Consider the following 23,502-nt stretch of genomic DNA (forward strand, 5'->3'; position numbering starts at 1 on the left):
GAGTACGGCAAGGCGACGTTGATGCGGTTTGAAGAGATTTTCGAAGAGTATAAATAAAATCATTATATTATATTTTATAACGTCATAATATACAAAAAATAGGCAAATTGTCAATAGAAAAGGAACAACTTAATTAAAAATATTCTGGTTTTTAAAAATTGCAATTAAATAAGCAATTTTCAGATAATAATTGAAAATTCAAGCTGTTTATGTTATAATGATAGCGATTAAATTCGAGGTGAAAAATGGCACATTTATTAGAAAAAACTAGAAAAATTACTTCTATCCTGAAGCGCTCAGACGAGCAGTTGCAGGAAGAGCTTCCCTACAATGCGATTACCCGTCAATTGGCAGATATTATTGACTGTAACGCCTGTATCGTTAATAGCAAGGGACGTCTCCTTGGCTATTTTATGCGTTACAAAACCAATACAGATCGTGTAGAGCAATTCTTTCAAACTAAAATTTTCCCGGATGACTACATTCAAGGTGCGAACATGATTTACGATACAGAAGCCAATCTGACAGTTGATCATGATTTAAGTATTTTTCCTGTGGAAAGTCGGAACGACTTTCCAGATGGTTTGACGACTATTGCACCGATTCATGTATCGGGGATTCGCCTTGGTTCTTTAATTATTTGGCGCAATGACAAAGAATTTGATGACGAGGACTTGATTCTTGTTGAGATTGCCAGTACCGTTGTTGGAATTCAGCTTCTCAACTTCCAGCGTGAGGAAGATGAGAAAAATATCCGTCGCCGTACTGCTGTTACTATGGCGGTTAATACCCTTTCTTACTCTGAACTCCGTGCTGTTTCAGCCATTTTAGGAGAGTTAAATGGAAATGAAGGGCAGTTGACTGCGTCAGTGATTGCAGATCGTATCGGAATCACTCGTTCTGTGATTGTCAATGCCCTGCGTAAACTTGAATCTGCGGGGATTATTGAAAGTCGCTCACTTGGAATGAAGGGAACCTACCTAAAGGTCTTGATTTCAGATATTTTTGAAGAAGTGAAGAAAAGAGATTACTAATGACTAAGGCTTTAATTTCGATTGATTATACAGAAGATTTTGTTGCTGATAGCGGTAAATTGACAGCAGGTGCTCCAGCTCAAGCTATTTCGGAAGCCATTAGTAAGGTGACTCGGTTAGCTTTTGAACGCGGAGATTACATCTTCTTTACCATCGATGCTCATGAAGAAAACGATTGTTTCCATCCAGAAAGCAAACTATTTCCTCCTCATAATCTGATTGGGACTAGTGGACGCAATTTATACGGAGATTTGGGGACCTTTTATCAAGAGCATGGTTCAGACAGTCGTGTCTTTTGGATGGATAAACGCCATTACTCAGCTTTTTCAGGAACTGACTTAGATATCCGTTTGAGAGAGCGTCGAATTTCTACAGTTATCTTAACAGGAGTCTTGACGGATATCTGTGTCCTGCATACAGCTATCGATGCCTATAATCTAGGATATGATATCGAGATTGTTCAACCAGCTGTTGCTTCCATCTGGCCTGAAAATCATCAATTTGCCCTAGGTCATTTCAAAAATACGCTTGGAGCTAAGTTAGTAGATGAAGAGCTAAATGAAATTTCAGAGTAATTTGGTTGATGAAATGAAAAAAATTGAAAAAAAGTATTGACAAGCATCCCAAAAGTTGATATACTAGTAAAGTAATCGACGCGGGGATGGCGGAATTGGCAGACGCGCAGGACTAAGGATCCTGTGACCGCTTTAGGTCGTGAGGGTTCAAGTCCCTCTCTCCGCATAGGATAAGAGTTAGCTTAGGCTAGCTCTTTTATTTTTTTATCTAACTTTACGTAAAGTAAAAAATTGTTGCTCTTTTTTTCGTATTTCATAAACATTTCATATTTGGGTTTTATAATAGTCTTACAAATATGGAGGTGACAAATGAATCCAATCCAAAGAGCTTGGGCTTATGTCAGCAGAAAGCGACTGAGAAGTTTTATTTTATTTCTGATTTTATTGATCCTATTGGCCGGAATTTCAGCCTGTTTGACGCTGATGAAGTCCAACAAAACGGTGGAAACCAATCTTTACAAATCACTCAATACATCTTTTTCTATTAAAAAGATAGAAAACGGACAGACTTTTAAGTTGTCAGACCTAGCATCCATTAGCAAGATTAAGGGACTGGAAAATGTTTCTCCTGAACTCGAGACGGTCGCAAAACTAAAAGACAAGGAAGCGGTGAGTGGCGAGCAGAGCGTGGAGCGTGATGATTTGTCAGCTGCAGACAAGAACTTGGTTAGCTTAATAGCTCTTGAGGATTCATCCAAGGATGTGACCTTTACCAGTTCGGCTTTCAACCTAAAAGAAGGGCGACACCTTCAAAAAGGGGATTCCAAGAAAATTCTGATCCACGAAGAGCTGGCTAAGAAGAATAGTCTTTCGCTTCATGACAAGATTAGCTTGGATGCTGGTCAGTCCGAATCTGGAAAAGGACAAACAGTTGAGTATGAAATTGTTGGTATCTTTTCTGGTAAAAAACAAGAAAAATTCACAGGCTTGTCTTCTGACTTCAGTGAAAATCAGGTCTTTACAGACTATGACAGTAGCCAAACTCTTTTGGGTAATGGTGAACCTCAAGTCACTGCAGCCCGCTTCTATGTAGAAAATCCTAAGGAAATGGACGGACTCATGGAGCAGGTGGAAAACTTGTCCTTGGAAAATCAAGGCTATCAAGTCGAAAAGGAAAACAAGGCTTTTGAACAAATCAAAGACTCAGTTGCAACCTTCCAAACCTTTCTGACCATCTTCCTTTATGGAATGTTGATAGCAGGAGCCGGAGCCTTAATTCTTGTTTTGTCTCTCTGGTTGAGAGAAAGGGTCTACGAAGTGGGAATTTTACTGGCACTTGGAAAAGGCAAGAGCTCGATCTTCCTACAGTTCTGTTTGGAGGTAGTTTTGGTATCTCTCGGTGCCTTGCTTCCAGCATTTGTTGCAGGAAACGCCATCACATCTTACCTACTCCAAACACTACTAGCAAGTGGAGAACAGGCAAGCTTACAAGACACGCTAGCTAAAGCAAGCAGTTTATCAACCAGCATCCTATCTTTTGCAGAATCCTATGTCTTTCTGTTATTGATTAGTTGCTTATCTGTAGCCCTTTGTTTCCTATTTTTATTTAGAAAATCGCCGAAAGAAATTTTATCATCTATTAGTTAATACTCTTCGAAAATCTCTTCAAACCGCGTTAGTCTTATCTGCAATCTCAAAGCAGTGCTTTGAGCAACCTGCAGCTAGCTTCCTAGTTTGCTCTTTGATTTTCATTGAGTATAAGAAGGAGAAATCATGACTTTATTACAATTACAAGATCTTACCTATCGTTATAAGAACACTGCTGAGGCAGTTTTATATCAGATCAATTATCATTTTGAACCCGGGAAATTTTACAGTATTATTGGTGAGTCAGGAGCCGGAAAATCCACACTCTTGTCCCTACTGGCTGGTTTAGACAGTCCTGTTGAAGGTTCTATCCTTTTTCAAGGAGAGGACATTCGTAAGAAGGGCTATTCCTACCATCGTATGCACCATATTTCTTTGGTTTTTCAAAATTATAACTTGATAGATTATCTTTCTCCACTGGAAAATATCCGCTTGGTCAACAAAAAGGCAAGCAAGGATACACTTCTTGAGCTTGGTTTGGATGAAAGTCAGATCAAGCGGAATGTTCTCCAGTTATCAGGTGGTCAACAACAACGTGTTGCCATTGCTCGTAGTTTGGTATCAGAAGCTCCAGTTATTCTCGCGGATGAGCCAACAGGAAATCTGGATCCTAAAACTGCTGGAGATATTGTCGAACTGCTCAAATCACTTGCCCAGAAAACAGGTAAATGTGTCATCGTCGTAACCCACAGCAAAGAAGTGGCACAAGCATCAGATATTACACTTGAGTTGAAGGATAAGAAACTGACTGAAATATAGAATCTAGTTATTAAACTTTAAAATAGTATTAGTTGGTAACCAGATACGTAATAATAAACGAAGTGAGTCTTTAACAACTATTTCCCGCAGTAGTGATAGCCTAGATAATAACAAAGTTATTATCTAGGCCGGAATTTTTGAGACATACGGCTCAAAAATTAGGGATGAAATTCCTACAGGAAGTTGCTCCCGTCCGAACAATCTAAGGGAAATAGTAAAAAAATAATTTATATAAGTTATAAGACATTGAAATAGAATAAAATCTAGAAAGGGAACCTATGTTACACAACGCATTTGCCTATGTTACAAGGAAGTTTTTCAAATCGATTGTCATCTTCCTGATTATTCTCCTCATGGCGAGCTTGAGTTTGGTCGGCTTGTCGATCAAGGGAGCTACTGCCAAAGCTTCTCAGGAGACCTTTAAAAATATCACCAACAGTTTCTCCATGCAAATCAATCGGCGTGTCAATCAAGGAACACCTCGTGGCGCTGGGAATATCAAGGGTGAGGATATCAAAAAAATCACCGAAAACAAGGCCATTGAGTCTTACGTGAAACGCATCAACGCTATCGGAGATTTGACTGGCTATGAACTTATCGAAACTCCAGAAACCAAGAAAAATCTGACACCTGACCGTGCCAAACATTTTGGAAGTAGCTTGATGATTACAGGTGTCAATGACTCCTCTAAAGAAGACAAGTTTGTCTCTGGTTCTTATAAGCTGGTCGAAGGTGAGCACCTAACAAACGACGACAAGGACAAAATCCTCCTGCACAAGGACTTGGCAGCCAAACACGGCTGGAAAGTAGGAGATAAGGTCAAACTAGACTCCAACATCTACGATGCCGATAATGAAAAAGGTGCCAAGGAAACAGTCGAAGTGACAATCAAGGGACTCTTTGATGGCCACAATAAGTCGGCAGTAACTTACTCACAAGAGCTTTACGAAAACACAGCCATCACAGACATTCACACGGCGGCTAAACTTTATGGATACACAGAAGACACAGCTATTTATGGGGACGCAACCTTCTTTGTAACAGCGGACAAGAACTTGGATGATGTTATGAAAGAGTTGAATGGCATCAGTGGTATCAACTGGAAGAGCTATACACTGGTGAAGAGCTCGTCTAACTACCCAGCTCTTGAGCAATCTATCTCTGGTATGTACAAGATGGCCAACCTCCTCTTCTGGGGTAGCTTGAGTTTCTCAGTTCTTCTCCTTGCCCTCTTGCTCAGCCTTTGGATCAATGCCCGTCGCAAGGAAGTGGGAATTCTCCTCTCTATCGGTCTCAAGCAGGCAAGTATCTTGGGACAATTCATCACTGAATCCATCTTGATTGCCATTCCTGCTCTTGTTTCTGCTTACTTCTTAGCTAATTACACTGCCCGTGCAATTGGAAACACTGTCCTTGCCAATGTGACTTCAGGTGTTGCCAAACAGGCTAGCAAGGCGGCTCAAGCCTCTAACCTTGGTGGTGGTGCAGAAGTAGATGGCTTTAACAAGACCTTGTCAAGCCTAGATATTTCCATTCAGACATCAGACTTTATCATCGTCTTTGTCCTTGCTTTAGTTCTAGTGGTTCTCGTTATGGCGCTTGCTTCAAGCAATCTCCTTAGAAAACAACCAAAAGAGCTTTTGCTGGATGGTGAATAAATTTGAAAAAATTAGTCTGGAAATAGAGAAAGCATCTTGTTTTTCTATTCCAGAATGGTGGATAGAGAATGGATATTTAACAATACAAAATAGAGCCGAAAGCAGTGGTGAAAATCATTGCTTTCAGTTGCTTTCTTTGTACTTTAGTACTTAAATATGATATACTAAGGTTATGGAATTTATTAGAAAGGAGTTTCGCAACTTATATATGGAATTGTGCATAAAAATCTATAGAAATCTTATCTTGAAAATAGATAGATAAATCTGTAGAAGCCTATCCATATCGCAAACATAGGCTAGTAGACCTAGGCAGGGTCTACCTTGGAAAATATAGAATAGTGAGGAAAAATAAACATTATGAGACAAACAAATGTTAGAGGAAGCTTGTCCCTCCGTGGTTTTAGAAAATTGAGAACTGGTGCAATTGTTGCAACAGGTGTGATTTTGCTAGGTCTGGGCTTTTTAGCTCCAGCTGTATCAGCCAGTGAACAAGATGGTGTCTGGGTAGCCAGAACAGTTGAGGAAGTGAAAGCTGATCTTCAAAAAGAAGGTGATTTATTTAAGTATGTCATTAAGTGGGGAGATACATTAAGTGTTATCAGCGAAGCAAGCAATATCCCTGTAGATGTACTCCAAGAAATGAATCAAGCTTCAGGCAAGAATTTATTCTTACCACACAATGAATTGTACTTTACTGAAGCTGAAACGGTTTCAGATACAGTCACAAAACACAAGATTGTCATCAAAGAAAGTGGTGCCAGTGGCGAAGTTCGCACTTACGAAGTCTTGCTCAAGAAAGACCAAGAGACAAAAGCTGTTACCTTTGAATTAACAGATGTCACTGAGAAAGTTGAAAAAATGGCTGTGAACTATAGCCCAGTCTATCAGCCTGTATCAGCTCCAGTAGTGGAAAGAGCGGAAGAATCAGGTGAAGAGCCTGCCTCAGAAACATCAGCAGAGACAAGCCCAGAAGTTAAAGAAGAAACAGAAGCTCCAGAAGCACCAAAAGCAGAAGACGCAGCGACTACACCAGCACCAAAAGCGGAAGAGCCAGCAACACCAGCGCCAAAAGAAGAGAAGCCAGCAACTCCAGCACCAAAAGCGGAAGAACCAGCAGAAACAGCTGAACCAAAAACAGAAGCACCGACAACTCCGGAAAATAAAGAAGAACAACCGGGTGCAACAGAAGTAACGGAACCAGAAGTAACAGAGTCAGAGATAGCTAAACCAGCTGAACCAAATGCAGAAGCTCCAGCACCGAAAGTAGAAACGCCAACAGAATCATCTGAACCAAAAGGAACAGAGTCAGAGGCAGCGAAACCAACTGAACCTAAAGAAGCAGAGTCAACAACTGAAGGAACATCTACAGGAACAGCAGAATCAGCGGCAAATGGAGCTGAAGGAACAGAAGGAGTAACTCCGAAAGTTGAGGAAACAGCGCCAGCAGGAGAAGAAGGTAACGTCGAAACATCAAATAATCCATCAACAGGTGCTACAACTAGTACTGATTTAGGTGAATCAACTACGGTAACAGACACTACTCCTTCAAATGGTGAAACTACAGAACAACCAGGAATTTCAGCTCCGAAAACCGAAGCAACAGTGCCAAAAGCAGAAGAGTCAACGACACCAGCACCGAAAGACGATGAATCAGGTTCTTCAGTTACGTCTCCATCAACAGCTAATCATTCAGAAGAGTCTGGAACACCATCTGAAACTCCTACAGGTGACTCAACAGCTCCAAAACCAAGTGATTCAACTTCGTCATCGGTCACATCAGGCGAGCCCGATTCCACTACACAGCCATCTGGAGAAGCAGGTCACTCTGAAACAACTGCAGAACCTTCCAATACTCCATCTACAGATGCCACAAATGATTCAGGCAATTCAGAGTCATCAAGTCCGGTAGCAGAACAACCTGAAACTTCAGCTCCAAAAACTGAAGCAACAGCGCCAAAAGATGATGAACTACCAACTAATCAAAATGGAGATACATCAAATCCAGTAGATTCAAAGGATGAAACATCAAATCCGGCTCCGAAAGAAGGGCATTCAACTTCAGGAGTAACAGGAACAGAAGGAAACCTAACACCTGAAGAATCAGGAACATCTGAAACTACGGAAACAGCAACAACCTCTACAAGTGAGGATACTAACGAGAGTAAATCAGAAAAACCAGTTGCAGAAGAACAGCCGGCTACAGACAGTACGGCTTCATCAAGTGCAACAAGTAATTCAGCTGACTCAAGTTCATCAACTGAATCTTCATCAACTGCCTCTGAAGTTGAGTCAACAGCTACGCAACCAGCTGTAGAAGCAGGGACAGGTTCAGAAGGATCTACACCAGGTGCAACAGCAGAAGAGTCATCAGGATCAAGTTCAGCAGGCACAGAAGTAGTATCTCCAGCAGCAAATGAAGTAACACCCGAAGCAACAAGTGGATCTGAAGGAGAAGAAGGGACTCCAGCAACAACAGGAGAATCAACAGAGCCAAAAGGAAATGTAGAATCAACACCTAAAGAATCTACAACTGAAGGAACAGATTCATCAACTTCAGTAACAGAAGATAATAACGCAGAAACAAATTCACAAAATACTGAAGATTCGACCGAAAACTCAGAATCAACTGAGTCAACAGCAAGTGTTTCAGATACAGAAGGCGAAGAAACGAGAACAGACCAACCTCTAGTTTCAACATCTAATTCTGATGATTCAGCACCAAAAGAAGTAGCAAATGGAGCTGAAGGAACAGAAGTAGCTAATGCAGAATCCGAATCGAAAGAAGAAAAACCTCAAGCTGATGAACCAGCTGTAGAACATCAGGCTTCAGAGAAGTCTTTAGAGGAAGATACCAAAGATAGTAATAAAGATGCGATTGACGACCAAAAGAAAGAAACTGAAGAAGCAGGGGCAACAGCAGAAGCAGGCACTTCAGACACAACAGGAGAATCAACTGAAGCAGAAGTCGTTGAGGAATCAGGTAAGAAAGATACTTCAAAACTTGATGAAACAGCAACAAAAGAAAATTTGGAAGCTTTAGGTTCGCATAAGGAGAATAAACTTTCAGAAATTAAGGATAGTTCCTTATCAGCTGCAGATAAGGAAGTTGCTACAGAAAAAGTAAATAGCTTTACCGAAAAAGCAACAAAAGAGCTGGAGAAAGCAAGTAGTTCTGAAGAACAAGCGAAAGTTGTTGATAAATATGAAGAAGATTTAAGAACTATCGACGTGCCAAACGTTGAATATCCAAAAACTGATTTTAACAGACCTGTTGAAAGCCATGCTGGTGGTACAACTATTGATGAAAATAGTACAGTCGCAAACAGCGCACTAACCTCTAGCAATCCATCTTCTCAGCCATCTTCATCTGGAGAGTCATCACAAACACAACCTGCAGCAACGTCAGACAATTCTACAGCAGATAATTCAGGCTTCCGAAGTGCAGGAACTTACCAACCTCGAGTAACTCGTCGTCCTAGAAGTGTAAATGAACCTCAAAATAAAGTTTCTATTTATTATAATTTTGATGGTATGAAGGATATTCCGGGCTTCTTTGATGATTTAGGTGGTAAAAATGAAGTTGATATACCAAAAGGGGTATCTGGTGAAGCTTTGAAATCTATTTTAAAAGCAAGAATAGATAAGAAAAAAGCAGAACTTGAAAGCAAAGGATACAAAATTTCTGATGAGTATTTTGTAGGTATTGATCAAGCAGACGCGACTCATTATGACTACGTAGTAACTTTCACTAAGGAAACTACAGGAACTACAGGCTTCAGAATTGCACCAAAAGTTCAAGTTAGAGCTAAAAAAGTTGTAAAAAGAGATTTATCTAATAAAACTAAAAAAATAAATATCTACTATAATTTAACAGCTCTTAAAGATATAGCTGGAGCATTAGGTGAAGTAGGAGAAAATAATCTTTTAACTTTACCAGGTAATGCAACTAAAGAAGATATTAAAAAAGCTGTTGTAGAAAAAACAAAAGCACAAATTGAGAAACTGAAAAAACAAGGCTTTACAGTTAAGTCCACAACAGACTTGGATCAAATCGTTGAGGGTGGAGATAGCTATGATTATGTTGTAGAATTCACAAAAGAATCCAAAACACAGCCAGTAGGAACTACAGGTTTCAGAATGGCTCCAGCAGTTCAACCACGCGCTAGCAGAAATCGTAGAAGTTTAGAACAGCCAGCTCCTCAAAAGGTCAAATTAAATGTTTTTTATAACTTTGATCAAATGAAAGATATTGCAGGTTTCCTAGGCGCTATCAATGAAACTTCTATTGAAGTCGCAGCTGCTTCAACAGATGATGAAGTAAAAGCAGCAGTCAAGAACCAAGTTGATGCCAAGAAAGAGGAATTACGTAAACGTGGTTATACTGTTAAAGAAGACTATCTCTATAAAAACAATGGGAAAGATTATAATTACGTTGTAACATTTTCAAAAGCAGCTAAATAATTTTCATTCTATAGAGAGTGAAATGTGAGCAGAGAGAGCGATAGGCTCTCTTTGTTTTATCTAGTGGTCAGTTGTTTAAAGACAAAAGGCCAGCAAGAGACTATAATAGAAAATAGAGTAGGTAGTTATTCTAAGAAAAATAAAAAATAGAGAGCAGTTAAAGTATGAAAATTTTAATTGTAGAAGATGAAGAGATGATCCGTGAGGGGATCAGTGACTATTTGACAGATTGTGGTTATGAAACCATTGAGGCTGCAGATGGGCAAGAAGCCTTAGAGCAATTTTCTAGCTATGAGGTAGCCTTGGTTTTACTGGATATCCAGATGCCAAAGCTCAATGGCTTAGAAGTCCTAGCTGAGATTCGCAAAACCAGCCAGGTTCCTGTCTTGATGTTGACCGCTTTTCAGGATGAAGAATACAAGATGAGTGCCTTTGCCTCTCTGGCAGATGGCTATCTGGAAAAGCCCTTCTCCCTCTCCCTCTTAAAAGTGAGGGTAGACGCGATTTTCAAGCGCTACTACGATACGGGACGAATTTTCTCTTATAAGGGTGCTAAGGTGAACTTTGAAAGCTACAGCGCAAGCCTAGCAGGTCAAGAAGTGGCTATCAATGCCAAAGAATTGGAAATTCTGGACTATCTGGTAAAAAATGAAGGAAGGGCCTTGACCCGATCTCAGATAATCGATGCCGTATGGAAAGCGACTGATGAGGTTCCCTTTGACCGCGTCATTGATGTTTATATCAAGGAATTGCGGAAAAAGCTAGACTTGGACTGCATCCTCACTGTGCGCAATGTTGGCTATAAATTGGAGCGAAAATGAAACGAACAGGTTTATTTACAAAAATATTTATCTATACCTTCTCGATATTTAGTATTCTGGTTATCTGCCTTCATTTAGCTATTTATTTTCTTTTTCCTTCGACTTATCTGAGTCATAGTCAGGAAACCATTGGTCAGAAGGCAACAGCCATTGCCCAGTCCCTAGAAGGGAAAGACAGGCAGAGTATCGAGCAAGTGTTAGAGCTGTATTCCCAGACTAGTGAGATCAAGGGGGCTGTCAAGGGAGAGATGACAGAGGATAAGTTAGAAGTCAAGGACAGCCTTCCTCTGGATACGGAACGTCAGACAACCTCTCTTTTTATCGAGGAGCGTGAGGTGAAAACGCAAGATGGTGGCACCATGACTCTCCAGTTTCTAGCTTCCATGGATTTGCAAAAGGAAGCAGAGCAAATCAGTCTCCAGTTTCTTCCCTATACCCTGCTGGCATCCTTTCTGATTTCACTTTTGGTGGCCTATATCTATGCTCGGACCATTGTTGCCCCGATTTTGGAAATCAAGCGGGTGACCCGTCGGATGATGGACTTGGATGCCCAAGTGCGATTGCGCGTGGATTCTAAGGATGAGATTGGTGATCTCAAGGAACAAATCAATAGCCTCTACCAACATCTTTTGACAGTTATCGCGGACTTGCATGACAAGAATGAAGCCATTCTCCAGCTGGAAAAGATGAAGGTCGAATTCCTACGAGGAGCTTCTCATGAATTGAAAACACCGCTGGCTAGTTTGAAAATCCTAATCGAAAACATGAAAGAAAATATCGGGCGTTATAAGGATAGAGACCACTATCTGGGAGTTGCCTTGGGGATTGTGGATGAACTCAATCACCATGTTCTGCAGATACTTTCTCTCTCGTCTGTGCAGGAATTGCGAGATGATAGGGAAACAATTGACCTCCTCCAGATGACGCAAAGTCTAGTCAAGAATTATGCCTTGCTAGCCAAGGAAAGAGAGCTTCAGATAGACAATAGTTTGACTCATCAGCAGGCCTATTTAAACTCATCTGTCATGAAATTGATTCTGTCTAACCTTATCAGTAATGCTATCAAGCACTCTGTTCCAGGCGGCTTGGTCCGCATCGGGGAGAGAGAAGGGGAACTTTTTATCGAGAATAGCTGTAGCTCAGAGGAACAAGAAAAACTAGCCCAGTCTTTTTCTGACAATGCTAGTCGCAAGGCCAAGGGTTCTGGGATGGGGCTCTTTGTGGTTAAGAGTCTATTGGAACATGAAAAATTAGCTTATCGTTTCGAGATGGCGGAGAATCGTTTAACCTTCTTCATAGCTTTTCCAAAAGTCGCCCAAGACTAGGGAGAGAAAGGGTTTACATAGATGAAGCTAGAAGAAATTCAATCGAAACTGCGGGAAAAACTAGATTTTTTTGTCAAAAAGTGATAAAATGAACAATGTAAATGGGATGACCCATAAAAATATACAGGAGGCCTGATAAAATGGCAATCGTTTCAGCAGAAAAATTTGTCCAAGCAGCTCGTGACAACGGTTATGCAGTTGGTGGATTTAACACAAACAACCTTGAGTGGACTCAAGCTATCTTGCGCGCAGCAGAAGCTAAAAAAGCTCCAGTTTTGATCCAAACTTCAATGGGTGCTGCTAAATACATGGGTGGTTACAAAGTTGCTCGCAACTTGATCGCTAACCTTGTTGAATCAATGGGTATCACTGTACCAGTAGCTATCCACCTTGACCACGGTCACTACGAAGATGCACTTGAGTGTATCGAAGTTGGTTACACTTCAATCATGTTTGACGGTTCACACCTTCCAGTTGAAGAAAACCTTAAATTGGCTAAAGACGTTGTTGAAAAAGCACACGCTAAAGGTATCTCAGTAGAAGCTGAAGTTGGTACTATCGGTGGTGAAGAAGACGGAATCATCGGTAAAGGTGAATTGGCTCCAATCGAAGATGCTAAAGCAATGGTTGAAACTGGTATCGACTTCTTGGCAGCTGGTATCGGTAACATCCACGGTCCTTACCCAGCAAACTGGGAAGGTCTTGACCTTGACCACTTGCAAAAATTGACAGAAGCTCTTCCAGGATTCCCAATCGTATTGCACGGTGGTTCAGGTATTCCTGATGAGCAAATCCAAGCAGCTATCAAACTTGGTGTTGCGAAAGTTAACGTTAACACTGAATGCCAAATCGCATTCGCTAACGCAACTCGTAAATTTGCTCGTGACTACGAAGCAAACGAAGCAGAATACGACAAGAAAAAACTCTTCGACCCACGTAAATTCTTGGCTGACGGTGTAAAAGCTATCCAAGCATCAGTTGAAGAACGTATCGACGTATTCGGTTCAGAAGGTAAAGCATAAGAAGCTTGTAAAAGCTTGATATAAAAAGGTTTATCTGATTTGGATAAACCTTTTTTCTTTGTTTTTCCACAAATTTGCCACACTTATATAGTTAACGAATCTAAAACAGGAATGATTAGTTCTTTTGTTTTTTGTGTAACGTGCAAATAGATATCTGTAACACTACTTCCTCTTGTGTGTCCTACACGATTTTGAATTGCTTCGAAAAATGTTAGAACAGGTCGCTATTCGTCTTAGACGATCAGGTAAGAAAACAACTGTTGTCTCAATTCATGTAGGCTATTCCAAACAGGAAAATAAAAAATCAATCAACACACAAAAAAGAACGAAGCAACTAATCATACGGACACGCTAACTAATGTAGTTTTACAGTTATTTCATCAGAAATACAGTTCAGGTGCTGTAAGGAACGTTGCCGTCAACTATTCGGGTCTAGTGTATGAATTGTTTGGACTAGTTTCTTTATTTGATGATGTTGAAAAAATAGAAAAAGAAGAAAGGCTCCAATCAGCGATTGACAGCATACGAGATCAGTTTGGGTTCACTTCACTTTTAAAAGCCAATGCGCTTGAGTCAGCATCAAGAAGTATCGCTAGAAGTAAACTAATCGGAGGTCATTCTGCTGGTGGACTAGATGGTTTAAAATAATTGATCGTTCCTATTTGCCCTATCAGTCTGCCCGAGAATATCAAGACTCAGGTATGCAAAAGTGGATGGGCTTCTTTTTATCTGAACATACCACATCACTAGGGGAAGAGAAATATCGTGTCGATCTAACTAGTGACTTGAACAGAACAGAAAAATTATTGTTACTTTCTCAGGTTTATGTTGGGAATTTAAAGGGTCGCTTTATAGTCAAACAAAAAACTCAAAAAGTAACTTTGATTGGTGAAGTGAGAGAAATTTCAGCAAAAGAAGTATCTATCAAGACCTATGAAGGATACCGATTGATTCAAGTGGAAGACTTCTTGAGCATACAGTTATTAGAAGAGGTTACCTATGAGTAGAAAAGAACTCTATGAGAATAAATTACAGATGGACTATTTTTCAGACAACTATATTCGATTTGAAGAAGACTTCCAGAAGTATTCTTCAATGGATGTTCCATTAACTTTTCTAGTTGATGACATCCTTAGAACAATGGCAATGAATTAGAAAAACTACTTCAAGTTGAATAAAGAGAACGCCGAGGATGGCAGGGATCATTATTTTTATTTTGAAGTTAGTGAAAGTCAATTAATAAGAAAATTAAGTATATAAATATCAAAGAAAGTAGCAANNTTGCTACTTTCTTTGATATAATGGGAAATGATAAACTTAAGGAAGTGAAAAAATATGGCAAACGAAGCAACAGCAACTGACCAATACGTCAGAAGAGAGATAGAAAAATTTGGTATCCGCTATGATGAGCAAGGTTCTTCTCATCCAGAAATTGCTAAAGCGCTAAAAGGAGCTAGCAAACAAGGTAAATCTGGAATTGGAAAGCCTGAATTTGTTATGCAGATCTCAGATTACCTTATTGTGATTGAAGATAAAAGGGACAATGATAAACTTATTAATCTTTCCGGGGATGGTTCTATTGCTAAAGATATTCCATCATTGTCAGGTTTTGCTGTAAATGGTGCTGTACACTACGCAAACCATATCGTAACGAAAACAAGCTCTTTTGATGAAGTAATCGCAATAGGTATTACTGGGGATGAGGAATTTCATAGCATTCAACCTGTATTAGTTTCTATCACTGAAGAAGGAATTACTGAAAAAAAACTTCCAAAGTTAACTGATCTTCAGGAACTTCATCCAAACAATATAAATGAATGGTATTCAGTAAATGTACTTGAAGAATATTCTATTGAGCAAAAACGTATTTTTGAATTGCAAAATGTTTCAAAAGAATTACATGAAGATTTACGAAACTACGCTTCGCTCGAAGGTGAGAATAAAGCAACAGTAATTTCTGCAATTCTTTTAGCCCTTAATGAAGAAGATTTTGATATCAAAAAATTAACAGGTAATAAGTATCCTAGAAAAACTGATGGTAGAGAGGATACAACAAGACCAGTAATTGATAATGATGGAATGAGAATTCTAAAAGCAGTTAAAGATTACATTGCATCTGAAGGTGTTTTGCCAGAAGACAAGGTCAATATTCTTCTCAATAAGTTCTCGTTTTTAGAAACGAATGTCCGGCTGAATGAAAAAAACGAGACATTAGGAGTTACACCGCTTCATTATTTTACTAAAAAATTACAAGATAAAGTTATCCATCACTTTAAACAAAATACAGATTACGATATTTTGGGTAATTTCTATGGTGAGTTTGTGAAATATGGTGGAAGTGATGGGAACGGTCTTGGAATTGTTTTGACACCTCACCATATTACGACGCTTATGACGGAATTAATTGATGTGTTACCGACTGATTATGTATTGGATCCTGCTTGCGGTAGTGGTGCTTTTTTGATTTCTGCAATGAATAGAATGACTAAGCTAGCAAAAGATGAGGACGAAATCAAACATATTAAACAGCATCAACTACTGGGGATAGAGTTGCAGGAAAAGATGTTCACCGTAGCGACAACGAACATGATTTTACGAGGGGATGGCAAAAGTAATCTACAGTTAAACGATATGTTTTCTGTTACCGGTGAAGAGATCCAAAAGCAGAGAGTAAATAAAATCTTGTTTAATCCCCCGTATTCCCAAGGGAAAACAGATAAAACTCTAACAGAAATTAATTTTATTCGTCATGCGCTAGATATGCTGGTAACTGGGGGGAAACTAGCGGTGATTGTCCCTCAATCAACTATGGTTGGTAAATCTAAGGAAGAAAAGGAATATAAGAAAAGAATTCTTGAAAAACATACTTTAGATATGGTAATTACTGTAAATAAAAATACTTTCCATGGTGTGGGGACTAATCCTGTTATCGCAATTTTTGAGGCGGGTAAACCACATGATATTGAACGAAAAAAAGTTAAGTTTATAAATTTTGAAGATGATGGATTTGTAGTGAGAAAACACATAGGTCTGATTGATGACGATTCGGCCAAGGAGAAAAGACGCTTCCTCTTTGATGTAATCAATGGTAACGAGGAGGATTATACGACTGAGTTTATGGTAAAATCCACAATCCAAGCAGAGGATGAATGGTTACATAGTTTCTATTATTTTAACGATGAAATTCCAAGTGATGAGGAATTTGAAAAAACAATTGCAGATTATCTGAGTTTCCAATTTGATATGTATACCCATGGTAGAGGCTATTTATTTGAAGAGGTACAGGATGAAGAATAGAAAATGGAAAGAGTTTAGACTCGCAGAGTTATTCCAAGTAAAACGTGGCAAACGTCTTGTCGAAAGTAGTCGTATTGCGGGAATGCGCCCATTTATAACAGCAGGTTTTCATAACAGTGGAATTGCTAGTTTTATTGCAAATAGTGAGCAGGAAATTTTTCCTAAAAACACAATCACGATTGATATGTTTGCAAATGCATTTTACCGTAATTATTCCTATAGTGCAGATGATAATATTCTAGTGTTAATTAATGATGATATTTCAGAAAACTGTAAATTATTTATTACTTCAGTTTTTGATAATGCAAATCAATTTGGTTATGGAAAACAGTATAGACTAGGAAATTTTAAAAGGCAGAAAATTATGCTTCCTGTTACAAATTACGGGACGCCTGATTGGGCATTTATGGAAGAATATGTTCAAATCAAATATAATCAAATTAAGGACACCTATAAGTTTCCTGAACAACATAAAATATCAGATTTTAGAGAATTAGACGAAGTCGAGTGGGGAGAGTTTTTAATATCGGACTATTTCGATGTTAATAAAGAAAGAGGAAGTGAAAGCAACATGGATTCTTTGGCAAAAGGCAACTTACCTTTAATTTCTGCTAGAAAATTTGGAAATGGTCTAAAGGGATTCGTTGAAACTGAACCACGAAAAATTAAATCATCAAATGTGATAACTTGGAATAAAGATGGTGATGGTGGAGCAGGATTAGCCTACTATCAAGAATTTAAGTTTGCAGTTGATTCACATGTGTTTGTACTATATGCAAAATTTCCAGCCAATAAATACAATCAGTTATTTATTGTTACTTTACTTTCTAAATATAAGGAAGTTTTTAATCATGGTAGAGCAAATTCTTTATCAAGGTATAAAGCTGGAAAAATAATGTTACCAAGTAAAGATGGCTTACCTGATTTTGTTTTCATGGAACAATACATGAAGCGACTCGAAAATAGAATTATAAAGAACTGGAGATTAAATTAATGGTTTTAATTGAAAGTTCACAAAAGACGGTTGAGGAACTACTAACCTCCTTCACAAATAGTAAGACTCTGGAAGTGCCGCTATATCAGAGAGAGTATTCGTGGGAGGAAAAAAACTGGGAAGAATTTTACAATGACTTTTTACGTGCATATGAAAGAAAAAATTCAACAGATTATTGGGGAAACATATTAATTTATGATAATGGAAGCAGTTACGAAGTTGTTGATGGTCAACAAAGAATAATAACCTTCATTGTTTTTATTCACAGTTTAGGGAAAAAAATTAATAATAATGGAAAAATTCCTTTAAAATTCAAAAATTCTGAGTTAAATAGAGTTTGGGAAAGTTTATTTGATGTGGAAGATAATGGAGTTCCTAAGGAGCTTCATGAACGAAGAGGTAATAATTTTTATCGAGCATTTAGATTCTTCCAACGAAAATTGGCTTCTGAATCAAAACATATGAAGACTCGGTATTTTAATTTCTTAATGCAAACTCAGTTTTCTATAGTTACTTCACAAGACGAAGTTGAGAGTTATTTACTATTTGGTAGATTAAACACAAGAGGGATAAGGCTCACAGATATTGATTTAATTAAATACGAAATTTTTCAGAAGACAGAAAGAACCATGGGTGTCGCAGGTGGTGATTCTGTCTTGGATAAGTGGAATGAAATTCATAGGCAATTAGAAGTTTGTAAGATGAATTTTACGAGATATTTCACAGCGTGGTTTGAAGTTAAGTATAATTTTAGTTCAGAAAATTTATATCAAAATTTTTGCGACATGATAGATGAATCGGATTACCTCAGAATACTGGATGGGTTACTGTATACAGCAAAAAATATTTCTAAACTTATTCTAGATAATACTGGGTCACCGAATAGAATAAAAAGAAACTTAGAGTATCTGATAAAAATATCGAACTCCTCCAAGATATATAATGTAATCATTTCTATAGTAGATATATCATTCGATAGTAAAATTAGGCTCTTTGAAATACTTTCAGTGTATGAATTTGTACGCGCTATTACACCACCTCCAGATACTATGGCTTCTCGTATTGATGGTTGGACACGTCCAGGGATAAGCTATACATATGAGGAAATTGAGGAAGCATATTCTGAGTTTGCATCTAAAATGGCCACACTTGCAACTAATTCAGTAGCAGCGCAAATCAGAACAGATATAGCTGTTTTAAAAGATAAATTAAATAGAAAATTACCTAGCAGGGAAGACTTTATTGATTTCTTTTCAAAATTGAGATATGCAGGTAATGGAGTTTATTTCGATAGAAAAAACGAAGAGATTATGTACTCTAGATATGCGATTTATACGTTAAATAATTGGTTAGAAGTGAGGCGTCCTACTCAAGGAGAGGCATATAGAGTCTATGATGAACCAGAATATAGTATAGAACATATTATTGAGAAATCATTGGGTAATGAACCTGAAGCGTATCAATTCAAAATAGGAAATTTAGTAGTTCTTGAAGATATTATTAATACTAGGTTAAGTGGAGAATGTGATTTATCAAAAAAAATCACAGAATATCAAAATTCGAGCTATCAACAAATAAAAGAATTTCTCAATAAAGAACATAGAAATTTTGATAATCGTTATAGGGCACAGAATGATATTGAATGGGAGATAGATAATTTTTCTGAACAAGCTATTTATCGTAGGGGAAGATATTTAGCGATATGTTTCTATGAAAAAGTAATAGGTTTATTGACTTAGGATTTATAAGTGAGGATGTAGAGAATTAATATTTTTTTCGGGAAAATACTTATTTTTCGGAAAAAAGAACGGTATATATTATGGTAAAATCCACTGATTTATCACTTGACCCTTCTATTAATAAGTTGTACACTGTAATTATATATCACCGAGTAGAGGTTTATTTGGATGAAGAGAAATATGGATTTATGTCGCTTGATACTTTTTAAAATTGAGGATGAGTATAAATCAACTGCGTTGTCTCATTTACAAATTGACGGATATGACATAGAGATAATAGCCTACCATTGTGACTTGTTGTTTGAAGCAGGTTTGATAAAAAGTTATAAACCCACATATGCTAGTGATAAAATCTATTTTTTTAGTGTTGGCGCTTTGACTTGGGAGGGGCATGATTTTCTAGATAAAATAAGAGAAAATACTATGTGGAATAGGACTAAGAATAGGATCAAAGAAAATGCCCTGCCTATGACTTTGGAAGTAATTAAAACTATAGCAACTAGTCTTATAAATGATCAGCTAAGTGTATATTTAAATGATTCTTTATCTTTATAAGAATAATAAATTATCCAAATTTTTATAAGTAACTCAATTTTTTGAAATTAATAAGCAATCAAAGTCTTTTAAATGTTTATATAAATCTATTTTAGAATTTGTTAAACAAAAACTTTATCAAATCAGATTTTATAATTTGTGCCAAGTTCAACTTAAAATTTTGTCCCCTATTTTGCCATATATTTTTAAGAACTTAAGGGAACAATGAGTATTATCCAAATATAGTGTGGGTGGATGAATGTATAAATATGGGCCTTTTTAATGTATTAGGAAGTATAGTAAATAAATGCTTTATGTTCAGAAGGTAAAGCTTAATCTAGCTGAACAATACAGTTGAAACCTGCCCATTGGGTGGGTTTTTTGGTGTTTTAAGGAGACTATTAAGCCAGAATTTTGGACTAATACTCTTCGAAAATTAAATTCAAACCACGTAAGCTTTATCTGCAACCTCAAAGCTGTGCTTTGAGCTACCTGCCTCTAGCTTCCTAGTTTGCTCTTTGATTTTCATTGAGTATACAAATACCACTTTAAGAGAAAAATTTTCAATTTCATAATCTGTAGACAAACGCTTGCATTCTAGTTTTTATTGGACTATAATAGGTTGGTATAAAACCTTCTGTAGCAATAAAATGTAGAAGGTGTAGAAAGTAAGGATTTAGAATACTTGTGTTTGAAAATACGATTTTCTATTCCTTGCGATAGGGAGATAGATATGGCAATGATAGAAGTGGAACATCTTCAGAAAAATTTTGTGAAGACAGTGAAGGAACCTGGTTTGAAGGGAGCTTTGCGCTCCTTTATTCATCCTGAAAAGCAGACCTTTGAAGCAGTCAAGGATTTGACTTTTGAGGTACCAAAGGGGCAGATTTTAGGCTTCATCGGGGCAAATGGTGCTGGGAAGTCGACAACCATTAAAATGCTGACCGGGATTTTGAAACCGACATCTGGATTTTGTCGGATTAACGGCAAGATTCCGCAGGATAATCGCCAAGATTATGTCAAGGATATTGGGGTTGTTTTTGGACAACGTACCCAGCTATGGTGGGATTTGGCCTTGCAAGAGACCTACACGGTCTTGAAGGAGATTTACGACGTGCCAGACTCGCTCTTTCATAAGCGCATGGATTTTTTGAATGAAGTCTTGGATTTGAAGGACTTTATCAAGGACCCTGTGCGGACTCTTTCACTGGGACAGCGCATGCGGGCGGATATTGCGGCTTCCTTACTTCACAATCCCAAGGTTCTCTTTTTAGATGAGCCGACCATTGGTTTGGATGTTTCGGTCAAGGATAACATTCGTCGGGCTATTACTCAGATCAATCAGGAGGAAGAAACAACCATTCTCTTGACCACTCATGACTTGAGCGACATTGAGCAACTTTGTGATCGGATTTTTATGATTGATAAGGGGCAGGAAATTTTTGATGGAACGGTTAGCCAGCTCAAGGAGACCTTTGGTAAGATGAAGACACTCTCCTTTGAACTGCTACCAGGTCAAAGTCATCTCCTTTCTCACTATGAAGGCTTTTCGGATATGACAATTGATAGACAAGGAAATAGCCTCAATATTGAATTTGACAGTTCCCGCTACCAGTCAGCTGACATTATTAAGCAAACACTGTCTGATTTTGAAGTCCGTGATTTGAAGATGGTGGATACGGATATTGAGGATATTATCCGTCGCTTCTATCGAAAGGAGCTCTAAGATGGTCAAATTGTGGAGACGTTATAAACCCTTTATAAATGCAGGTGTTCAGGAATTGATCACCTATCGAGTCAACTTCATTCTTTATCGGATAGGCGATGTTATGGGGGCTTTTGTGGCCTTTTATCTCTGGAAGGCTGTCTTTGATTCCTCGCAGGAGTCTTTGATTCAGGGCTTCAGTATGGCAGATATCACCCTCTACATCATTATGAGTTTTGTGACCAATCTGTTGACCAGGTCTGATAGCTCTTTTATGATTGGGGAGGAGGTCAAGGATGGTTCCATTATCATGCGCTTGTTGCGACCAGTGCATTTTGCGGCCTCCTATCTTTTCACCGAGCTTGGGTCCAAGTGGTTGATTTTTATCAGCGTTGGCCTTCCATTTTTAAGTGTCATTGTTTTGATGAAAATCGTATCTGGGCAAGGGATTGTAGAAGTGATGGGATTAACTGTCCTTTACCTCTTTAGCTTAACGCTGGCCTATCTGATTAACTTTTTCTTCAATATCTGTTTTGGTTTTTCAGCCTTTGTGTTTAAAAATCTATGGGGCTCTAATCTACTCAAGACTTCCATAGTGGCCTTTATGTCTGGAAGTTTGATTCCCTTGGCTTTCTTTCCAAAGGTTGTTTCAGATATTCTGTCCTTCCTGCCTTTTTCATCCTTAATCTACACACCAGTCATGATTATCGTTGGGAAATACGATGCCAGTCAGATGATTCAGGCGCTCGCTTTGCAGTTCTTCTGGCTCTTAGTGATGGTGGGCTTGTCTCAGTTGATTTGGAAACGAGTCCAGTCCTTTATTACCATTCAGGGAGGTTAGTATGAAAAAATATCAACGCATGCATCTGATTTTTATCAGACAATACATCAAACAAATTATGGAATACAAGGTGGATTTTGTGGTTGGTGTGCTGGGAGTTTTCTTGACTCAAGGCTTGAATCTCTTGTTTCTTAATGTCATCTTTCAACATATCCCCTCGCTAGAAGGCTGGACTTTTCAAGAAATCGCCTTTATCTATGGCTTTTCCTTGATTCCTAAGGGGTTGGACCATCTCTTTTTTGATAATCTCTGGGCGCTAGGACAACGCCTGGTGAGAAAAGGGGAGTTTGACAAGTATTTGACTCGTCCTATCAATCCTCTCTTTCACATCCTAGTTGAGACCTTTCAGATTGATGCCTTGGGCGAGCTCTTGGTCGGTGGTATTTTATTGGGAACAACAGTGACCAGCATTGCTTGGACTCTTCCAAAATTCCTGCTTTTCCTAGTTTGTATTCCTTTTGCGACCTTGATTTATACTTCTCTTAAAATCGCAACAGCTAGTATCGCCTTTTGGACTAAGCAGTCAGGCGCCATGATCTACATTTTCTATATGTTTAATGATTTTGCCAAGTATCCGATTTCGATTTACAATTCCCTTCTTCGATGGTTGATTAGTTTTATCGTGCCTTTTGCCTTTACAGCCTACTATCCAGCCAGCTATTTCTTGCAGGACAAGGATGTGTTCTTTAACATCGGAGGTTTGATGTTGATTTCCCTAGTCTTCTTTGCTATTTCCTTGAAACTATGGGACAGGGGCTTGGATTCTTATGAAAGTGCTGGATCGTAAATAATAGAATATCAAAGCCTTGTCTTAGGACAGGCTTTTTCTAATAGAGATGAAAATTTCTTGACATCTATTCTCAGAGTGCTATACTGTAAGTGAAATCGCCGATTTAGCTCAGTTGGTAGAGCAAGGCACTCGTAAAGCCTAGGTCACAGGTTCGATCCCTGCAATCGGCAAAGTGAAGAAGCTCATTAGGGCTTCTTTTCTTTTATCTTAACTATTCAACCATTTAGACCGATATAGCGACCAGATAGGCAAACGAACTTGTTCTTGAAACTAACCTCTGCTATAATGATTTTTGTAAGGGACGTGAGTATTCATACTCTTCGAAAATCTCTTCAAACAAAGTCAGCTTCCATCTGCAAC

General features: G+C 38.4%; 17 protein-coding genes, 2 tRNA genes and 2 pseudogenes. All 21 read left to right on the forward strand.

Going from position 1 to position 23,502, the window contains the following annotated elements; genetic code table 11:
- The first annotated feature begins 245 nt into the window (after window positions 1-245).
- The 21 genes and pseudogenes from codY (at window position 246) to HT722_RS08560 (ending at window position 23,312) form a co-directional block, all read left to right on the forward strand.
- Window positions 246-1,034, forward strand: coding sequence for a GTP-sensing pleiotropic transcriptional regulator CodY (gene codY, locus HT722_RS08460; RefSeq protein WP_023940284.1), 789 nt, complete (start codon window positions 246-248; stop codon window positions 1,032-1,034).
- Window positions 1,034-1,609: an isochorismatase family cysteine hydrolase gene (locus HT722_RS08465; protein ID WP_173278648.1), complete on the forward strand. Its 576-nt coding sequence runs from the start codon at window positions 1,034-1,036 to the stop codon at window positions 1,607-1,609. Before codY ends, HT722_RS08465 begins: the two co-directional genes overlap by 1 nt.
- An 80-nt stretch (window positions 1,610-1,689) precedes the next feature.
- Window positions 1,690-1,775: transfer RNA gene (locus HT722_RS08470), tRNA-Leu, on the forward strand.
- Between the two features lie 143 nt (window positions 1,776-1,918).
- Complete coding sequence (locus tag HT722_RS08475; protein WP_173278649.1) at window positions 1,919-3,196, forward strand: ABC transporter permease; 1,278 nt, start codon at window positions 1,919-1,921, stop codon at window positions 3,194-3,196.
- 126 nt (window positions 3,197-3,322) lie between these two features.
- Window positions 3,323-3,955: an ABC transporter ATP-binding subunit Vex2 gene (vex2, locus tag HT722_RS08480; RefSeq protein WP_047499406.1), complete on the forward strand. Its 633-nt coding sequence runs from the start codon at window positions 3,323-3,325 to the stop codon at window positions 3,953-3,955.
- A 278-nt stretch (window positions 3,956-4,233) separates the two neighbouring features.
- Window positions 4,234-5,613, forward strand: coding sequence for an ABC transporter permease subunit Vex3 (gene vex3 / locus HT722_RS08485; protein ID WP_050253875.1), 1,380 nt, complete (start codon window positions 4,234-4,236; stop codon window positions 5,611-5,613).
- Between the two features lie 357 nt (window positions 5,614-5,970).
- Window positions 5,971-10,074 (forward strand): hypothetical protein, encoded by a 4,104-nt coding sequence (locus HT722_RS10590; protein WP_240146955.1) that lies wholly within the window; start codon window positions 5,971-5,973, stop codon window positions 10,072-10,074.
- Between the two features lie 164 nt (window positions 10,075-10,238).
- Entirely contained in the window at window positions 10,239-10,895 is a 657-nt protein-coding gene (gene vncR, locus HT722_RS08495; protein ID WP_173278650.1) for a response regulator transcription factor VncR, read from the forward strand.
- Window positions 10,892-12,220, forward strand: a complete 1,329-nt coding sequence (gene vncS / locus HT722_RS08500; RefSeq protein ID WP_173278651.1) for a sensor histidine kinase VncS — start codon at window positions 10,892-10,894, stop codon at window positions 12,218-12,220. Before vncR ends, vncS begins: the two co-directional genes overlap by 4 nt.
- 140 nt (window positions 12,221-12,360) lie before the next feature.
- Window positions 12,361-13,242, forward strand: a complete 882-nt coding sequence (locus HT722_RS08505; protein WP_001018997.1) for a class II fructose-bisphosphate aldolase — start codon at window positions 12,361-12,363, stop codon at window positions 13,240-13,242.
- 187 nt (window positions 13,243-13,429) lie between these two features.
- A pseudogene (locus tag HT722_RS08510) lies at window positions 13,430-13,890 on the forward strand (DNA polymerase); the annotation flags it as partial.
- Window positions 13,887-14,249: a hypothetical protein gene (locus tag HT722_RS08515; protein WP_173227250.1), complete on the forward strand. Its 363-nt coding sequence runs from the start codon at window positions 13,887-13,889 to the stop codon at window positions 14,247-14,249. The pseudogene HT722_RS08510 and the gene HT722_RS08515, both read left to right, overlap by 4 nt.
- Window positions 14,242-14,502: pseudogene (locus tag HT722_RS08520) on the forward strand (DUF5960 family protein). The gene HT722_RS08515 and the pseudogene HT722_RS08520 overlap by 8 nt, the downstream one beginning before the upstream one ends.
- 75 nt (window positions 14,503-14,577) lie before the next feature.
- Window positions 14,578-16,539 (forward strand): N-6 DNA methylase, encoded by a 1,962-nt coding sequence (locus HT722_RS08525; RefSeq protein ID WP_173226533.1) that lies wholly within the window; start codon window positions 14,578-14,580, stop codon window positions 16,537-16,539.
- Window positions 16,529-17,533: a restriction endonuclease subunit S gene (locus HT722_RS08530; RefSeq protein WP_173226531.1), complete on the forward strand. Its 1,005-nt coding sequence runs from the start codon at window positions 16,529-16,531 to the stop codon at window positions 17,531-17,533. The genes HT722_RS08525 and HT722_RS08530 overlap by 11 nt, the downstream gene beginning before the upstream one ends.
- Window positions 17,533-19,272, forward strand: a complete 1,740-nt coding sequence (locus tag HT722_RS08535; protein WP_173276876.1) for a DUF262 domain-containing protein — start codon at window positions 17,533-17,535, stop codon at window positions 19,270-19,272. The genes HT722_RS08530 and HT722_RS08535 overlap by 1 nt, the downstream gene beginning before the upstream one ends.
- 168 nt (window positions 19,273-19,440) lie before the next feature.
- Window positions 19,441-19,827, forward strand: coding sequence for a DUF2513 domain-containing protein (locus HT722_RS08540; RefSeq protein ID WP_240146957.1), 387 nt, complete (start codon window positions 19,441-19,443; stop codon window positions 19,825-19,827).
- Window positions 19,828-20,539: 712 nt separating this feature from the next.
- Complete coding sequence (locus HT722_RS08545) at window positions 20,540-21,532, forward strand: ATP-binding cassette domain-containing protein (RefSeq protein WP_173226527.1); 993 nt, start codon at window positions 20,540-20,542, stop codon at window positions 21,530-21,532.
- Window position 21,533: 1 nt separating this feature from the next.
- Window positions 21,534-22,352 carry an ABC-2 family transporter protein gene (locus HT722_RS08550; protein ID WP_173278652.1) on the forward strand — a complete coding sequence of 273 codons (819 nt, stop codon included), beginning with the start codon at window positions 21,534-21,536 and terminating at the stop codon, window positions 22,350-22,352.
- Between the two features lies 1 nt (window position 22,353).
- Window positions 22,354-23,139, forward strand: a complete 786-nt coding sequence (locus HT722_RS08555) for an ABC transporter permease (RefSeq protein WP_173278653.1) — start codon at window positions 22,354-22,356, stop codon at window positions 23,137-23,139.
- Between the two features lie 100 nt (window positions 23,140-23,239).
- Window positions 23,240-23,312 (forward strand) — tRNA-Thr (locus tag HT722_RS08560).
- Window positions 23,313-23,502: the final 190 nt, after the last annotated feature.

The sequence above is a fragment of the Streptococcus sp. 53 genome, assembly GCF_013276565.1.
Lineage (GTDB): Bacteria > Bacillota > Bacilli > Lactobacillales > Streptococcaceae > Streptococcus.

What these genes read in the sequence shown, in the direction of transcription:
- HT722_RS08525 (WP_173226533.1), top strand. Translation starts at nt 14,578, where the DNA reads ATGGCAAACGAAGCAACAGCAACTGACCAATACGTCAGAAGAGAGATA.
- HT722_RS08540 (WP_240146957.1), top strand. Translation starts at nt 19,441, where the DNA reads ATGAAGAGAAATATGGATTTATGTCGCTTGATACTTTTTAAAATTGAG.
- codY (WP_023940284.1), top strand. Translation starts at nt 246, where the DNA reads ATGGCACATTTATTAGAAAAAACTAGAAAAATTACTTCTATCCTGAAG.
- HT722_RS08550 (WP_173278652.1), top strand. Translation starts at nt 21,534, where the DNA reads ATGGTCAAATTGTGGAGACGTTATAAACCCTTTATAAATGCAGGTGTT.
- vncR (WP_173278650.1), top strand. Translation starts at nt 10,239, where the DNA reads ATGAAAATTTTAATTGTAGAAGATGAAGAGATGATCCGTGAGGGGATC.
- HT722_RS08465 (WP_173278648.1), top strand. Translation starts at nt 1,034, where the DNA reads ATGACTAAGGCTTTAATTTCGATTGATTATACAGAAGATTTTGTTGCT.
- vex3 (WP_050253875.1), top strand. Translation starts at nt 4,234, where the DNA reads ATGTTACACAACGCATTTGCCTATGTTACAAGGAAGTTTTTCAAATCG.
- HT722_RS08545 (WP_173226527.1), top strand. Translation starts at nt 20,540, where the DNA reads ATGGCAATGATAGAAGTGGAACATCTTCAGAAAAATTTTGTGAAGACA.
- HT722_RS08475 (WP_173278649.1), top strand. Translation starts at nt 1,919, where the DNA reads ATGAATCCAATCCAAAGAGCTTGGGCTTATGTCAGCAGAAAGCGACTG.
- vncS (WP_173278651.1), top strand. Translation starts at nt 10,892, where the DNA reads ATGAAACGAACAGGTTTATTTACAAAAATATTTATCTATACCTTCTCG.
- vex2 (WP_047499406.1), top strand. Translation starts at nt 3,323, where the DNA reads ATGACTTTATTACAATTACAAGATCTTACCTATCGTTATAAGAACACT.
- HT722_RS08535 (WP_173276876.1), top strand. Translation starts at nt 17,533, where the DNA reads ATGGTTTTAATTGAAAGTTCACAAAAGACGGTTGAGGAACTACTAACC.
- HT722_RS08530 (WP_173226531.1), top strand. Translation starts at nt 16,529, where the DNA reads ATGAAGAATAGAAAATGGAAAGAGTTTAGACTCGCAGAGTTATTCCAA.
- HT722_RS08505 (WP_001018997.1), top strand. Translation starts at nt 12,361, where the DNA reads ATGGCAATCGTTTCAGCAGAAAAATTTGTCCAAGCAGCTCGTGACAAC.
- HT722_RS10590 (WP_240146955.1), top strand. Translation starts at nt 5,971, where the DNA reads ATGAGACAAACAAATGTTAGAGGAAGCTTGTCCCTCCGTGGTTTTAGA.
- HT722_RS08555 (WP_173278653.1), top strand. Translation starts at nt 22,354, where the DNA reads ATGAAAAAATATCAACGCATGCATCTGATTTTTATCAGACAATACATC.